Source organism: Lysobacter sp. GQ73 (assembly GCF_059758755.1).
In genome coordinates this window covers 1,193,473-1,209,502 of sequence record NZ_JCAXEE010000001.1, presented here as the reverse complement: position 1 = coordinate 1,209,502, position 16,030 = coordinate 1,193,473, and the positions used below count along the sequence as shown (strand labels likewise).

Sequence of the window (16,030 nt, the reverse complement as noted above, 5' to 3'; positions counted from 1 at the left end):
TCCGGGCGGCGGCTCCCTGCAACTGCCGGGGCTGGCGCTGGAGTCGATCGACAGCCCGCTGGCGACGACCCAGTTCGATTTGTCGCTAGCGCTCGCGGACGGCGCGGACGGCATCGCCGGCAGTCTGGCCTATGCCACCGCCTTGTTCGATCGCGCCACCGCCGAGCGCTATGCCGCCTGCCTGGTGTCGCTGCTCGAGGCGATGGCCGCCGACGACCGCTGCCGTATCGCCGCGCTGCACTTGCTCGACGCACCGCAGCGCCGGCAGCTGCACGGCTTCAACGACACCGCGGCGCCGTTCGACCTGCCGGAGTCGATCCATCGCGGCTTCGAGCTGCAGGTGCGACGCACCCCCGAGGCCGAAGCCCTGGTCTGCGGCGAACGCCGGCTGAGCTACGCCGAGCTCAATCGCCGCGCCAACCGCGTCGCCCATCGCCTGATCGCAATGGGCGTGCACGCCGACGACCGCGTCGCGATCCGGGTCGAACGCGAGCTCGACACCATCGTCGGCGTGCTCGGCATCCTCAAGGCCGGCGCCGGCTACGTGCCGCTGGACCCGGCCTATCCGCAGGAGCGCCTGGACTACATGCTCGACGACAGTGCGCCGGTCGCCCTGTTGGGCGCTGGCGCCACGCTGTCGGCGGCTGCGCTGCCGACCATCGCGCTCGACGATCCGGCCCTGGCCGCGCAGCCCGAACACGACCCCGAGCGGGCCGGCGTCGGCCCGCGGCAGCTGGCCTATGCGATCTACACTTCGGGTTCGACCGGACGGCCTAAGGGGGTGATGGTCGAACACCGCAACGTGCTCAATCTGTGGGCCGCACTCGAACGCGAGGCTTTCGTGCATTGCACTGCCGACGCGCGGGTCGCGCTCAATGCCGGCCTGTCCTTCGATGCCTCGCTGCAGGCGCTGAGTCAGTTGCTGTCGGGACGCAGCGTGGTGCTGGTGCCGGCCGAGGTCCGCGCCGACGGCGAGGCCATGCTCGATTTCCTGGTCCGCGAACGCATCCAGGCCTTCGACTGCACTCCGGCCCAGTTCGAGCTGATGATCGAACACGGCCTGCTGCGCCGCGGCGATGGCGATCTGCGCATGGTGTTGATCGGCGGCGAAGCCCTGTCCCCGCGCGCCTGGGACGCGGCCGCGGCCTCGTCGCTGCACTGCTTCAACGTCTACGGCCCGACCGAATGCACGGTCGACGCCACCCTGGCGCCGATCCGTGCCGGCCTGGCGCCGCATATCGGCCGGCCGCTCGCCAATACCCGGGTCTACATTCTCGACGGCGAACGCCAGCCGGTGCCGGTCGGCGTAGCCGGCGAGCTGTACATCGGCGGCGCCGGCGTGGCGCGCGGCTATCTGCATCGTCCCGAGCTGACCACGGAACGTTTCCTCGACGATCCCTTCGGCAGCGAGGCCGGTGCGCGCATGTACCGCAGCGGCGACCTCGGCCGCTGGCGCGAGGACGGCCGCATCGAGTACCTGGGCCGCAACGATTTCCAGGTCAAGATCCGCGGCCACCGAATCGAACTGGGCGAGATCGAAGCCCGCCTGGGCGAATGCGAGGGCGTGCGCGAGGCGGTGGTGGTCGCGCGCGAAGACCAGCCCGGCGATCGGCGCCTGGTGGCCTATCTGCTCGCGCGCACAGGCGCCGCACCGGGCACGGCCGAACTGCGCGAACGACTGGCGCGCTCGCTCGCCGAGCACATGCTGCCGGCTGCGTTCGTGGTCCTACCGGCCTGGCCGCTGACCGCGAACGGCAAGCTCGATCGCGCCGCCCTGCCGGCGCCGGACGGCGCGGCGCGGGTGCAGCGCGAGTACGCCGCGCCGCAGGGCGCGACCGAGCAGGCCATCGCCGCGATCTGGTGCGAGCTGCTGGGTTTGGAACGGGTCGGCCGGCACGACCGCTTCTTCGAACTCGGCGGCCATTCGCTGCTGGCGATCCGGGTAGTGCATGCGCTGCGCGCGCGTCTCGGCGCGGCCGTGCCGCTGTCGGCGACCTTCTCGGCGCCTACCGTGGCGGCGCTGGCGGCGGCGATCGACGACGCGGCGGCGCAACCGGCGTCGCTGTGCGTGCCGCTGCAGGCGGCAGCGCCGGGCCGGCCGCTGTTCTGCGTGCATCCGGTCGGCGGCCAAGTGTCGTTCTATGCCGCACTGGCCGCGCGCTTGGCCGCGCTGGGCCCGGTCTACGGCCTGCAATCGCCGGAAGCCGCCGGCCTGCCGCAACGCCCGGCCTCGCTGCAGGCGTTGGCGCAAATGCAGGTCGAGGCGATCCGCAGCCGCCAACCGCAGGGCCCGTACCGTCTGCTCGGCTGGTCGAGCGGCGGCGTCCTCGCGGCGACGATCGTGCAACGGTTGATCGCCGCCGGCGAGCGGGTCGAGTATCTCGGCCTGCTCGATACTCACCTGCCGATCGCCGGTCTCGACAAGGACCCGATGCGCGCGGCCGAGGTCGCCCTGCGCGCGGAGCTGCAAAGCCGCGGCCTGGCCTGGCCGGTATCGGTCGCGTTCGACGGGCTGGCCATCGAGGTGCTGTCGGCGCAGACCTTCGAGCAGGCCGAACCGCTGCTGCAGCGCCTGGGCTGGCGCGACGCCGATCCGGTGGCCTTCGCCCATCTGCAGGCGCAATGGCCGGTGACGCGCGCGCATCTGCAACTGCTGTCGGACTACACCGCCAGCCGTGTCGATGCGCCGGTGCAGGTCTTCAGTGCCGATTCGTCGACCCGCGTCGCCGAGGGCATCGAGGTCATCGGCGGCAGCGCCGCCGCGGTCGCGGTCGACGCTGGACACTACGCCATGCTCGCCGAGCCGCACGCGCAGACCATCGCCGCGGCCGTCGCCGGCTTCCTTGCCCATCCCTCGTCCACGCGCGCGTCCCGCGACAGCGCCGATGCCGCGTGCGCCCTTGCCGAGACCCTGACATGAGCTCGTCGCTGTCCTTGCAGACCACGCCGTGGTTGATCCGCACGCCGTCCTCGACCCGGCGCCTGCGACTGTTCTGCTTTTCCTACGCCGGCGGCAACGCCTTCAACTTCTTCCGCTGGCAGGAGGCGGTCGACCCGGCCGTGGAAATCTGCGCGGTGCAGTTGCCCGGGCGCAGCGCGCGTATCGCCGAGGAGCCGATCGCATCCCTGCCGGCCTTGCTGCAGGCGGTGACGCCGGTGATCTCGCGCATGGACGACTTGCCGTGCGCGTTCTTCGGCCACAGCGTCGGCGCCCTGGTCGCGTTCGAGCTGAGCCGCTACCTGCGCCTGCACGGTCTGAGCACGCCGAACCATCTGTTCGTGTCCGGCTGCCACGCGCCGCAGTTCCGCAGCCCGACCCGGCAACTGCACACCTTGTCCGACGAGCAGTTCACCGAGGTGCTGCGCGAGTACGAGGGCACGCCGCCGGAAGTGCTGGAAAGCCGCGAGTTGATGGAGCTGTTGCTGCCGGCGATCCGCGCGGACTTCGCCATCGCCGAGAACTACCGCTATCGCCACGGCCCGCTGTTGTCGATGCCGATCAGCGTGTTCGCCGGGCGCGACGATCTCAACAAGGAGCCCGGCCAGGTCGAGGGCTGGCAGAAGGAAACCTCCGGCGCCTGCCGCGTGAGCTGGTTCGATGGCGGCCACTTCTTCGTCAACAGCCAGCGCGCGGCGGTGCTGGAGCGGCTCAACGCCGAACTGACCGCAAGTCTGTGCGTGTAGCCGCGCCGGCATCGCGCCGGACGCGACCGCATCCACGCAGTATTTCGAACGCTACGGATTTCAAAAACGACAGGGACCTGCCATGAACGTCAACGCGCTGTTCAACTCCGACCACCATCCGATCGTGATCACCCCCGCCGGCGATGCCAGCCAGGCGGCGTTGCACGATTACCTCGTTCACAACCGCGAGCAGGTCCAGGCCTGGTTGCTCCGGCACGGCGGCATCCTGCTGCGCGGGTTCCAGCTCAACGGCGCCGAGGATTTCCGCGTCTGTTCCGAGCGTCTCGGCGCGCAGGCCTTCGACTACATCGGCGGCAATTCGCCGCGCAGCCGCGTCGCCGCCGACGTCTACACCTCGACCGAGTACCCGGCCAGCGAAGTCATCAGCCTGCACAACGAGATGTCCTATCTGCCGCGCTGGCCGCGCCGCCTGTTCTTCCACAGCGTGATCCCGGCCGCCTCGGGCGGGCAGACCTCGCTGGCCAACAGCGAAGATGTGCTGCGCGCGGTGCCCGAGGAGATCGTGCGCAAGCTGCGCGAGCGCGGCATCAACTATGTGCGCAATTTCCAGTCGAGCATTCCGCTCGGCAAGAACTGGCAGACCACCTACCAGACCCAGGACCGCGCCGAGGTCGAGAGCATCGCCGCCGAGCAGGGCTCGACCTGCCGCTGGCAGGCCGACGGCGTGCTGCGCGTGACCACCCGCTGCGAGGCCTTCGTCACCCACCCGCAGACCGGCCAGGAAGTGTGGTTCAACCAGGCCGAGCAATGGCACCCCTCGGCGCTGAACCCGCAACTGCGCGGCATGTACGAGCAGATGGTCGGCAAGGGCAACCTGCCGCACGAGTGCGAGTACGGCGACGGCGAGCCGATGGAAGAGGAGGCGCTGGCCGAGGTCCGCCGCGCGCTCGACGCCAGCAAGCTGTTGTTCGACTGGCAGCGCGGCGACCTGCTGATGATCGACAACATCCTGATGATGCACGGCCGCGAATCGTTCAAGGGAGAACGCAAGACGCTCGCCTATCTGTCCGAGACCTGATCCGGACCCGACGCGCCACGCACTCTTCCAGCCACCTTGGACACCACATGACTGCAGATTTTCCCGCCTCGCGACTGCGCGCCGGTTCGGTGCTGATGCTGACCCTGCTGGTCAGCGCGCCGGCCTGCGCCTCTATCGTGATCGACGGCAAGCTCGACGAGACCGAATGGGAACAGGCCAAGCGCTACGACGACTTCAAGGTCACCGAGCCGTATCGCCTGACCGCGCCCGACGGCGGCAGCGGCACGCAGGCGCGCCTGCTGTCGACGCCGGACGGCATCGTCGTCGCCTTCGTGCTCGAACAGGCACCGGCGTTCGCGCGGGTCAAGCCGCGCCTGGAGCGCGACCAGGAGGACGTCATCGACGGCGTCAACTTCATGGTCGACTTCGACGGCGACGGCCGCACCGCCTACACCTTCAGCGTCGGCCTGTCGGGCTCGATCATGGACGGCGTCGTGACCAACGAGAACGTGCCCAACTACGACTGGGACACCGACTGGAGCTGGGCGGTCGAGGAGACCGAGAGCGGCTGGCAGGTCGAAATGCTGATCCCGTGGACGGTGGCGCCGATGCGCGGCACGGATTCGCCCAGTCGCAACGTCGCGGTGTATTTCAGCCGCGTGCTCGGCGGCAACGGCGAGCGCCAGTCCTACCCGGCGGTGTCGATCGAGCGCGGTCGCTTCGTCTCGGGCTTCGAGCGCCTGGAGATTCCGCAGTACCGCAAGGCCCTGCTGCACTTCTGGCCTTACGTCACCGCCAACCACGACCTGATCAGCGGCCGGACCAAGTACAACGGCGGCGTCGATCTGTTCTGGAAGCCGTCCCCGCGCTTCCAGCTCAGCGCGACGGTAAACCCCGACTTCGGCCAGGTCGAGTCCGACGACCTGGTGATCAACTTCGATGCCATCGAGACCTTCTTCAGCGACCGGCGGCCGTTCTTCACCGAGAACCAGGGCATCTTCGATCTCAGCACGCCCGACCAGGGGCGGCTGATCCACACCCGCCGCATCGGCGGCGATGCCGACGACGGCAGCGGCGCCAGCGACATCGACGCGGCGATCAAGCTCAACGGCTCGCTGGGCCGGCTCAGTTACGGCGTACTGGCGGCGAGCGAGGACGGCGAGGCCGGCCGCGATTTCTATGCCGCGCGCCTGTTGTTCCCGGTACACGACACGCTCAGCATCGGCTGGCTCGGCACCGATACCGAACGCCCGTTCCGCGACCGCAGCGCGCAGGTGCACGCGGTCGACATGAGCTGGCGGCCGAGCGATGCGCTGGTGATCAACAGCCAGGTGCTCGGCAGCTTCATCGACCAGCGCGGCCGCAGCGTCAACGACAGCGGCGCCTGGATGCGGATCAACTGGACGCCGTCGGAAAGCTGGCGCTATCGCCTGGAAGCCAACCACTTCGGCAATCGCCTCGACTTCAACGACCTGGGCTATCAGCGCCGCGCCAGCCTCAACGAGGTCAAGCTCGCCGCCGACTACGTCCACCGGGTCAAGGACGAGGACGCCGACCTGCGCAGCGTGCGCTGGTTCGCCGACCTGCAGGCGCGCAGCAACGACCGCGGCGACCGCCTGCCGACGACCCTGGCGATCGTCAACAACTATAACTACCGCAGCGGCAACCGCCTGAATTTCAACGTCAGCCTGATCAGCTCCGGCTGGGACGACCTGATCTCGCGCGGCAACGGCCTGTGGAAGCGTTCGCGGCGCTACCGCTCCGAAGCCGAGTTCGTCAGCCGCCGCTATGGCGACTGGACCTTTGGGGCTGCGCTGTCGATGCTGCCGCAGGGCCTGTCGGGCAAGGCCACGCCGGAGCTGGAGCTGAGCGCGATCTGGTACCCCAACGACGAGTTCAACGCCCAGCTGATCTTCAGTCCCGACCGCGGCAGCGACTGGCTGATCTGGGAAGACGGACGCAACTTCGGCCGCTACTCGCGGCGCGGCGATTACGCCAGCCTCAACCTGAGCTGGTTCCCGGGCCTGCACCACGAAGTGCGGCTGAAGACCGAGTGGGCCTCGGTGCGCGCCGACGGCGGCCAGGGCTACCTGCTGCAACCGAACGGGCAGATGCGTGCGAGCGGGCAGGCGAGGGCGGATTTCGACGTCAACAACTTCGGCCTGCAGCTGCGCTATCGCTACCTGCTCGGCCCGCAGTCGGACATCTTCGTGGCCTATTCGCGCGGCGGCTCGACCTTCCTCGAACGCGACCCGCTCGGCACCTACGATCAGTTCACCGACGCGCTGGAACTGCGCGATTCCGACCAACTGCTGGCCAAGATCCGTTATCGGTTTTGAGTCCGTCATCGGCTCTGAGCCGCACCACCCTCGCCATGCGCCGCGGCGGCTAGCGCGGCGCAACGTTACACAGGAGCACTGCAATGCATGCTTTCAAGGAAACCGCACTGTTCGCCGACGGCCGCGCGCCGCGCGTATTCGAACCGGGCGCGGGCGAACGCGACCTGGCCGCGTTCGTCGCGGCCCGCCGCGAACTGATCGAGGAGCGCCTGCTCGAGCACGGCGCCTTGCTGTTTCGCGGCTTTGGGGTCGCCAGCGTCGCCGACTTCGAGAGCTTCGGCGAAGCGGTGTCGCCGCGCGCGCTCGACTACACCTACCGTTCCACGCCGCGCAGTTCGGTCGGCAAGGGCGTGTTCACCGCCACCGAATACCCGCCCGACCAGGAAATCGCCCTGCATTGCGAAAACGCCTACCAGCGCGACTGGCCGCTGAAGATCGCGTTCTGCTGCCTGGTCGCGCCGCAGAGCGGCGGCGAGACCCCGATCGCGGACATGCGCCGGGTCGCCGCGGCCGTCGGCGAGGAGCGCATGGACCGCTTCGAGGCGCGCGGCGTGCGCTACGTGCGCCACTACCGGCCCTATGTCGACATTCCCTGGGAAACCGTGTTCCAGACCTCCGACCGCGGCGAGGTCGCGCGCTTTTGCGAGGCCAACGGCATCGACCACGAGTGGCTCGACGCGCAGACCCTGCGCACCGCCCAGACCAATCACGGCACGGCGCGGCATCCGCTGACCGGCGAGCGGGTGTTCTTCAATCAGGCGCATCTGTTCCACGTCAGCAACCTCGGCGCCGAAGTCTCGGCCTCGCTGCTCAACATGTTCGGCGCCGACCGCTTGCCGCGTCACGCTTATTACGGCGACGGCGGCGAGATCGCGACCGAGGATCTGCAGGCGGTGCGCGAGGCCTTCGCCGGCGCTTCGATCCGGTTCCCCTGGCAGGTCGGCGACGTGATGCTGCTCGACAACATGCAGATGGCGCACGGGCGCAAGCCGTTCAGCGGCGCGCGCAAGATCGTCGCGAGCCTGCTGGATGCGTACTCCGAGCGCGCTTCGAGCGAGCCGGTGCCGGCCGCGGCGACGGCTTGAGGGCCGGTGCCGCTTGCGGCAACGGTCTGAGCGATAGGCGACGGCGTCCGCGACGGCCGCCCGAGTGCAGCCCGGCGATGCTCCCGGCGAGGGCCGGGAGCAAGCGGCTCACTTGAGCGGGTAGGAGGAATAGACCACCGCGTTGATCTTCCAACCCTGTTCGGTCTTGACCAGTTGCCAGGCCTCCTGGCCCTTGCCGGTAACGCGTTCGTCTTCGAGGAAGACGAAGTCGAAATGCACGCTGGCGATGGCGCCGTCGGTTTCGATCTTGACGTTCGAGAACTTCTCCTCGAAGCGCTCCTTGCCCTGGCTCATCTGCTCGGCGAACTCGACGTAGGTGCCGGGCTCGAGTTTCTTCAGCTTGGGGTTCTTGGCCCTGCGTTGGCGGAACTCCTCGTCGGAGGACACCAGGATCCAGGAATTGTGTTCGGGCAGGAACAGACTCTTCAGGGTGGCCGAGTCCTTGGCGATGATCGCGGCCTTGAAGGTCTCGACGATGCCCTCGATCTCGCGCCTGGCCTGCGCGCGCCGGTCCTGCTCATGCCGGTCGGAGCCCGGCAGGACCGAGGTCTGCAGTGCCGCGCCCGGCGCGGTCTGCGCCTGGGCGTGCAGGGACAACGCCAGCAAGGCGAGGGCGCAAAGATTCGGGATCGACTTCATGAGGGACTCCATTCGCTGAGGGACGCCGCCGCGAGGGCTGCGCGAAATATCCGGACCGCCGGCCGGCGACCCGCCCATCATGCCCCAGTGCCGCGGCGCCGGCGCCGACCCAGTTCGCGTAATCGGCATGCGGCTTTACACTGCGGCCATGCATCAAGACTCGCTGTTCGCGACCCCGGCCGCCTCGTCCGACATCCACCGATTGTTCTTCGCCCTGTTGCCGGACGCGGCGACCCAGGCGCGTATCGCCGCGGCCGCCGCGGCCCTGCATCGCGAGCACGACGCCGGTGGGCGCCTGATCGGCGCGCACCGCTATCACCTGACCTTGCAGTTCCTCGGCGACGCCTCCGAATTCACGGCCGAGCGCGCGGCGCGCGCGCAGGCCGCCGCCGGCAGCCTGGCCCTGCCGGCGTTCGATCTGCGGCTCGACCGCGCCGGCAGTTTCCGCAACAAGTCGATTCCCTGGTGGCTCGGCTGCGAGCACACGCCGGAAGCCCTGGACGGCCTGTTCCAACGGCTGGGCGTGGCCCTGGCCAAGGAAGGCGTGCGGGTCGAGTCCGGGCGCACGCTGGTGCCGCACGTGACCATCGTCCGCGACGCCGCGCGTCCCCTGCATCCGCCGCTCGAAATCGACGCGATCGACTGGCGCGTCGATGCCTTCGCCCTGATCCACAGCCAGCTCGGTTCGCGCAATGCCTACGACGTGCTGGGTCGGTGGGGGCTGGGCGCGGGGAGCGAGGGGGCAGGAGTGAGGAGTGAGTGACCAGTAGCGAGTAACGAGTCGCTAGTTCCTAGTTCCTAGTTCCTCGTTCCTCGTTCCTGGTCCCTGGTCCCTAGCGGCGGAAATCCACCGCGAAAGCGATCAGCGTCCCGGGGATGCGCGTCTTGCCGGCGGGGCAGTCGGCATCCAGCGGTACCTGCGCGCGTTCGCCGCTGCCGCGGTCGACGCAGACTTCGAACTGTTCGCCGGCGCCGCTCTGGGTCACGCTGTAGTCGTTGTCGCTGCCGATCAGCACCAAGTGCTTGCCGTTGCGCAGGCGCGGGCCGATCGCCAGGCCTTCGAGCTTCTCGGGGATGTCGCGGGCGCCGGCGCTGCGCAGGGCGGCGAGGATGTCGAGTTCGGGCGCCTTGTCGACCGGACGCACGCCGGCGGGCAGGTCGTTGCTGCCGGCCAGCGACTGGGCGGCGACATCGCTCGCGCCGCGCAGGGAAATCCGGTACACGCGCTTGTGCACCGGCGCGGCGGTGACCTCGACGCCGAGACCGCGGTTGTCCCGCTCCAGCACCAGGAAATCGCGGTCGCTCAGGGCGTGGATCGCGCTGAGGCCGATGCTGCGGCCCTGGTTGGTCGCGGAAAAATCGTCGTCGCCGGACGGGTCGATCGCGTTAAGGGCGGCAATCGATTCCAGTTGGTAGACGTACTGGGCGCTGGAGCGGCCGCTGCGCAGGTCGAACTCGACGATGCGGACGTTGCGGCTGCGGCGGCCGTCGTTGTTCGCGCCTTCCTGCACCAGCGGGTCCTGCATCACCGCATAGAGCTTGTCGCCGGAGGGGGTGATGGTGAGCCCCTCGAAGCCGCGGTTGTCCTGGCGCCCGCTGACCACGAGTTTGCGGTCGCCGACGTAGTCGAGCTGGCCCTGGGCGTTGCGCGGCTGCAGGTTGGCCGGGGTGGCGAACGCGCGCAGGAAGCGGCCGTTCGGGGCGAATTCGTACAGGCTCGGGCCGTATTCGTCGGCGACGTAGAAGTGGCCGTTGCGGCCGACCACGAAGCCTTCCGGGTCGAAGCTCAGGCCGAGCCGGGCGGCGTCGCCGTTGAGCAACTGCGGGTTGAGGCCGTTGAAGCTGTCGCCGCGGCGCGCGCTGAACAACACGGTCTTGTCGATGATGGGCTGGCCGATGCGGCCGCTGCGGCGGTCGTAGGGGATGCGCAGGCGCTGAACGCGGGTGGCGTAGTCGATCACGCCGCCGCCGGGGCCGCGGTCGGACAGGGCGTACCAGTAGCCGTCGCGCGGGTTATAGCTCAGGTCGGAATAGAAGCCGAAGCGGTTGAGGTTGGCCTGGTCGGGCGTGCCCGGCGGCAGGCGCACCGCGTCGCGCTGGGTCGCCGGGATTTCGACGAGGCCGGTCAGCGACCAGTGCGCGGCGGCGGCGGGGGCGGCGAACGCGGTCGCGGCGCAGGCGAGCAACAACGAGGTCAGGGTCGAACGGATCATGCGGGGCTCCGGCAGGGCGGGGGAACCCGCCCACGCTAGTCCCGGTAAATGTCAGTTCGGTGACGCGCGCAAACCGACGATGCGCGGCCGGGTGCGCAGCGTGACCAGCAGGCCGAAGTGGTCGGACGGCCAGATGCCGTCGCGGCTTCGGTCGAGCACGACGCGGGCATCGACCAGTTCGAAGCCGACCGGGTCGTAGAAAACATGGTCGATGCGCTGCGCCGGCAGGTAGGCCGGGTTGAGCGTGGTGTGGGCGGCGATATCGCCGGAGGCCTCGGGGTGGGCCGCACCGTAGGCATCGCGGTAGCGCGCGGCCAACGCCTGCAGTTCCGGCGAGTCGGCGTCGCTGTTGAAGTCGCCGGCGACGATCACATAGGCGCCCTGCGCGGTCGCATCGATGAAATCGAGCAGGCTCGACACCTGCCTGGCGCGGACGGCGCCGCCGGCGCGGTCGTTGTGCAGATGGGTGGCGTAGACGTCGATGCGGGTGCCCGGCGAGCCCGGGCGCAGCCGCGCATGGACGGCGGTGCGGTAGTCGTCGAGCGGTTCGAGCTTGCGCATCTGCCGGGTTTCGGCGCGCTTGCGGGTGAGGATGGCGTTGCCGTAGCGGCGTGCCGCAGCGGGCGGATCGACCGAGACGAACTGCGCCCGATAGCCGAGCGCGGCGGCGAGGTCTTCGGCCTGGTTGCGCAGGCCGTCGCGCTGCAGCACTTCCTGCAAGGCGATCACGTCCGGCTTCAGGCGCGCGATCTCGGCGACGATCGTCGCGCGGCGCCTGGGCCAGTCGCCCTTGTCGTGCCACAGGTTGAAGCTGAGCACCCTCACCGTGGCCGCGCGGGTTTCGATGCGCGGGGGGTTCTCGGCGGAGGCGGCCTGCGAGCTTGCGGCGATGCCTGCGAGCAGCAGGACCGCGGTGAACGCGGATGAGCACGAATGCCGGGTCGGCGCGATCATGGCGGAAGGGGAGGTTCGCATGCTTACGCGACGCGCCGATCGGGACAGGCGTTGAGGATAACGCGGCCTAAGTCCGCGAGCGTAGCAGCGGCGTGAGCCGCGGCCTGGTACCGGTTGTCGCGCCCTACCGGTCGGATACTCGTTTCGGCGGTCGCGGCTTACGCCGCTCCTGCATAAGGATCGGGCGGAGAAAACGCGCGGAGCCGCCGGGGCTCCGCGCGTTCAGGGGCGTTGCTTCGGTACCTGCCGAGGCTCAGCGCGGCGTTTCTTGGGTGCGCACCACCGGGTACTGGTTGTAGCGCGTGTCCCAGGCCGAATGCAGGCGGTAGAAGAACTCCAGGCGCGCCTGCGGGCTCTTGGCGAACGCCGGATCGTTGTTGATCTTCGCCTCGAACTCGGCCTTCAGCTTCGGGTCCTTGGCCAGCATCTCGCGCGCCACTTCCTCGGCGACGTAGTCCTCCATGTATTCCTTGCGCTCGAAGGCGTTGTTGAACTCGCCCCAGGCCGCGAGCGAATCGGGCGCCTGCGGTTCCAGCAGGGCCATCGCCAGGCGCGCCTTGGGCTGGGCGATCGGCACGAACAGTGCGCCGGCGACCAGGTTCTGGGTTTCCGGCTTCCAGGCGCCGTTGAGCGTGGCGCGCTGGTGGCCTTCGACCGATTGCGGAGCGAACTCGGTCTTGTCGGAACGGAAGGTCTCGACCGGCGCGTCCTTGAGCGCGGCGCCGAGACGGCGATAGTTCACGCCGTGCTGGTCGAGCTTGGCCGCGACCCAGGCGGCATGCGCGGCCGGGACCAGGTAGCCGCCGCGCGGGGCGTCGACGACGCGGCTGGGCTGGATGTCGTACTTGAGCTTTACGTTCCAGACCTCGGGCTTGGTCTCGTCGTAGCGGGTCATCAGCGCGCCGGAGACTTCCGACGGCGTGCGCGTATAGGCATAGCCGCGGAAGGCGACGTCGCGGGTCTTGTCGGTGGCCTTGTAGTCGAGCGCGACGGGCTGGCCGCCGAGCGCCTGCGCGCGTCGGTCGGCGGCGAGCGCTTCGCGGCGCCAGTCGCTGCCGTGGCGCGCGACCAGTTCGAGCACGTCGACGACGGTGTTGCGGGTGATCCGCACGCGGGTCGGGTAGTCCTTCCAGGAGTGGGTTTCGACCAGCATGCCCAGGCGGTTGCGCAGCGGGATGTAGCCGTTGGAGAAACGCGGCGGCGGCACCGCGTCCTCGAAGCCCGAGGCCGGGTTGTCGGATTCGATGAAGGACGGATAGAACGCCACCGGCAGCGACCCCTGGCCGGCGAGGCGTTCGATCACGCCGTCGCGCAGGGCCAGGCCGGCCTGGCGCAGGGCCATGTCCCCGGAGTGCACCGGTTCGACCTGGATCGAGACGTCGTGTTCGAACTTGGCGCCGTCGGTGACGTGCAGATCGATGTAGGCCAGCGGATCCCAGCGCTCGACCAGCTTGAGCATGGCCTGCATTTCGGGCGCGTCGGCCTTCAGATAGTCGCGGTTGAGGTTGTAGTTCTGCGCGGTGGTGCGCCAGCCCATTTCCTCGGGACCGCGCTGGTTGGGGCGATTCCAGCGGCCGAAGCGCTCGTGGCCGTCGATGTTGAACACCGGCACGAACAGCAGCACTTGCCTGTCGAGCACGCCCGCGGCGGCCTCGCCGTCGAGGATCTGGCGCAGGGCGAGAAAGCCCGCGTCCTTGCCGTCGATCTCGCCGGAGTGGATGCCGCCCTGGATCAGGGTCACCGGCAGCGACTTGGCCTGGGCCTGCGCCGGGGTGAAGGCGCCGCTGCGGGTCGCGACCAGCAGCTTCATCGGCCGGCCTTCCGGGGTGGTGCCGAAGTCCTCGCAGCGCACCGCATCGGGGTAGCGCTTGGCGAAGGACGCGCACATCGCGATCACTTCGTCGTAGCGGCCGGTCTTGAGGAAGCCGCTGCGTTCGGCGACGGTGGTCAGGGCGTCGTCGGCCGCGGCGGCGTGCAGCGGCGTGGTGGCGGCGGCCGCGAGCAGCGCGGCGACCAGGACAGTACGTGAGGCGGTACGTGGCATCGGATCGGTTCTCCCCGGAATCGCTCCGCATGGTAGCGAAGAACCGCATCTGCGGATTGGCCGCGAGCGTCGGTTCGGCGCCCGCAAGGCGAGACTGCTGACAGCCTGCTGTCAGGATCGATGGCCGGGGATTGGCGATGGTGATGGGGTGGGGCGGGCATGGGGCGTGGCGCTGCGGCGCTCGCTGCGAGCGAGGAGCTGATCCCCCCGCGCCGGGGTCGCGGCTGCGACGGACTTGCGCAGCGCGCAGCCCGCTTCGTCGAAGGGGCGAGTTTCAGCGGCGCGCCTTTCGAGTGGGGAAGTTTCGGCGTCGTGGCGCTCAAGAGCGGCGACTAAGAGGGGCGGCCTTCCGAAGGACGACTCCACGCGATGACGCGCTGTCCCCGATCCCGCTGCGCCGTTTTCCCCTTTTTGGAGAAGGGGGCTGTGGTTCTGTTTTTGTTTTTGCTTTTGTTCGTTGTTGCTCTTGCTTTGCCCTTCCCGAGGCAATGGCCGCCCACAACCGCGACGTCTCCCCTAGACTGTCGCCCTCATTCCCGGAGTCCTCCGCATGTACGCGCTTTATTACTCGCCCGGTACCGCCAGTCTCGTCGTCCATTGGCTGCTCATCGAGATGGGGATCGAGCACGAGCTGCGGCTGGTCGACATCGATGCGCGCGCGCACAAGAACGCCGAATACCTGGCGCTGAATCCGAACGGGGTGGTGCCGACCCTGATCGTCGACGGCCAGCCGCGCTACGAAGCCGCAGGCCTGGTCATGTTCCTTGCCGACCGCCATCCGCAGGCCGGCCTGGCCCCGGCGCTCGACGACCCGCAGCGCGCCGAATACAACCAGTGGCTGTTCAACCTCACCAACACCCTGCAATCGCCGCTGCGGCTGTGGTGGTACCCGTGGGACCTGCAGGCCGACGACGAGGCGGTGCGCGCAGGCGCGCAGGCGCGCATCGAGGCCGCCTGCGAGCGACTCGACGCGCAGCTCGCCCAGCAGGGCCCGTACCTGCTCGGCGAGCGCCTGAGCGCGGCCGATTTCTACCTCACCATGCTGATGCGCTGGACCCGCAAGATGCCGCGGCCGGCGCACGACTGGCCGCACCTGGGCGCGTTCGCGCAGCGGATGAAAGCGCGGCCCAGTTTCGCCGCGGTATACGAGCGCGAAGGCCTGACCGAATGGGCCTGAGGCGCGGGGCGGCGGCGCTCGGCCTGTGGCTGGCGCTGTCGGGCTTGCCGGCGGATGCGGCCGGCAAGACGCCGGCTCAGGGCTCGACAACGGCAGCCGGCAAGAGGCCGGCTCAAGGCCCAGCAACGGCAGCCGGCAAAACGCCGGCTCAAGGCCCGACAACCGCAGGCTCGGCAACTGCGGTGCAGCCGCTGCGCGGTCCGGTCGGCGGGGTCCAGCCGGCCGAGTGGACCGCGCGCTGGTGGCGCTGGACGCGCAGCTTCCCCGACGGCCTGCAGCCTTACCTCGATCGCGACGGCAGCCGCTGCGCGCTGGGCCAGGACGAAGACGGGCCGGTGTGGTTCCTCGCCGGCACCGACGGAAGCTTCAATGCCGAACGCCGTTGCCGGATTCCGCTCGGCAAGCACGTTCTGGTGCCGCTGATCAACATGTATTACCACGCGCCGCGCTTCGGCCGATACGCGCACACCTGCGAGCAAGTGAAGGCGCAGGTCACGCTCAACAACGATCGCCTGGTCAGCGCAGTGGTCCTGCTGGACGGCCGGCGCCTCGATCGCCAGGGTTCGATGCGCCTGATCACGGCGAAGTGTTTCGACCCCTTCGCCGAGATGGACGCCTCCGGTCCGCCGACCGGCCCCTACCACGCCGCCTCCGACGGCTACTGGCTGTTGTTGCCGCCGCTGTCGCCCGGGCGTCATCGCCTGAGCATCGGCGCCAACTACGGCGGCGATGAGGACGAGGATTTCGGCCGCATGATCCAGAACTTCGAATACGAACTCGAGGTCGGCGAGCCGGCGGTCTGATCGAGTCGCCTGGTCGAGTTGTCTGGTCAAGCCGCCCGATCGGGCCGTCCGATCGGGCGGGCGGCCTGAAC

General features: G+C 69.2%; 12 protein-coding genes. 8 read left to right on the top strand and 4 right to left on the bottom strand.

Annotated features, from left to right (window positions below):
* From AC6CH2_RS04945 to AC6CH2_RS04925, 5 genes are all read left to right on the top strand, one after another.
* The coding region (locus tag AC6CH2_RS04945) for a non-ribosomal peptide synthetase (protein ID WP_498268170.1) at positions 1 to 2,920 on the top strand (2,920 nt) is incomplete at its 5' end.
* Positions 2,917 to 3,684, top strand: coding sequence for a thioesterase II family protein (locus AC6CH2_RS04940; RefSeq protein WP_498268169.1), 768 nt, complete (start codon positions 2,917 to 2,919; stop codon positions 3,682 to 3,684). The genes AC6CH2_RS04945 and AC6CH2_RS04940, both read left to right, overlap by 4 nt.
* A gap of 82 nt (positions 3,685 to 3,766) precedes the next feature.
* Positions 3,767 to 4,723: a TauD/TfdA family dioxygenase gene (locus AC6CH2_RS04935; protein ID WP_498268168.1), complete on the top strand. Its 957-nt coding sequence runs from the start codon at positions 3,767 to 3,769 to the stop codon at positions 4,721 to 4,723.
* A 47-nt stretch (positions 4,724 to 4,770) separates the two neighbouring features.
* Entirely contained in the window at positions 4,771 to 7,023 is a 2,253-nt protein-coding gene (locus AC6CH2_RS04930; protein ID WP_498268167.1) for a DUF5916 domain-containing protein, read from the top strand.
* Positions 7,024 to 7,106: 83 nt separating this feature from the next.
* Positions 7,107 to 8,108 (top strand): TauD/TfdA family dioxygenase, encoded by a 1,002-nt coding sequence (locus tag AC6CH2_RS04925; RefSeq protein WP_498268166.1) that lies wholly within the window; start codon positions 7,107 to 7,109, stop codon positions 8,106 to 8,108.
* A gap of 108 nt (positions 8,109 to 8,216) precedes the next feature.
* On the opposite strand, the gene AC6CH2_RS04920 is transcribed toward AC6CH2_RS04925, so the two are convergent.
* Complete coding sequence (locus tag AC6CH2_RS04920) at positions 8,217 to 8,768, bottom strand: nuclear transport factor 2 family protein (RefSeq protein WP_498268165.1); 552 nt, start codon at positions 8,766 to 8,768, stop codon at positions 8,217 to 8,219.
* 148 nt (positions 8,769 to 8,916) lie between these two features.
* On the opposite strand from AC6CH2_RS04920, the gene thpR reads away from it, so the two are divergent.
* Positions 8,917 to 9,531, top strand: a complete 615-nt coding sequence (gene thpR, locus AC6CH2_RS04915; RefSeq protein WP_498268164.1) for an RNA 2',3'-cyclic phosphodiesterase — start codon at positions 8,917 to 8,919, stop codon at positions 9,529 to 9,531.
* Positions 9,532 to 9,601: 70 nt separating this feature from the next.
* Here thpR and AC6CH2_RS04910 read toward each other — a convergent pair whose 3' ends face one another.
* The 3 genes from AC6CH2_RS04910 to AC6CH2_RS04900 form a co-directional block, all read right to left on the bottom strand.
* A complete protein-coding gene (locus AC6CH2_RS04910) occupies positions 9,602 to 10,981 on the bottom strand; it encodes an esterase-like activity of phytase family protein (protein WP_498268163.1) in 1,380 nt (459 codons plus the stop codon).
* 51 nt (positions 10,982 to 11,032) lie between these two features.
* Entirely contained in the window at positions 11,033 to 11,956 is a 924-nt protein-coding gene (locus AC6CH2_RS04905) for an endonuclease/exonuclease/phosphatase family protein (RefSeq protein WP_498268162.1), read from the bottom strand.
* A gap of 232 nt (positions 11,957 to 12,188) precedes the next feature.
* Complete coding sequence (locus AC6CH2_RS04900) at positions 12,189 to 13,979, bottom strand: M14 family metallopeptidase (RefSeq protein WP_498268161.1); 1,791 nt, start codon at positions 13,977 to 13,979, stop codon at positions 12,189 to 12,191.
* 550 nt (positions 13,980 to 14,529) lie between these two features.
* Here AC6CH2_RS04900 and AC6CH2_RS04895 point away from each other — a divergent pair.
* Together AC6CH2_RS04895 and AC6CH2_RS04890 are read left to right on the top strand one after the other, a co-directional pair.
* Positions 14,530 to 15,156, top strand: a complete 627-nt coding sequence (locus AC6CH2_RS04895; protein ID WP_498268160.1) for a glutathione S-transferase family protein — start codon at positions 14,530 to 14,532, stop codon at positions 15,154 to 15,156.
* Between the two features lie 182 nt (positions 15,157 to 15,338).
* Positions 15,339 to 15,959: a hypothetical protein gene (locus AC6CH2_RS04890; RefSeq protein ID WP_498268159.1), complete on the top strand. Its 621-nt coding sequence runs from the start codon at positions 15,339 to 15,341 to the stop codon at positions 15,957 to 15,959.
* The last annotated feature ends 71 nt before the right edge of the window (positions 15,960 to 16,030 follow it).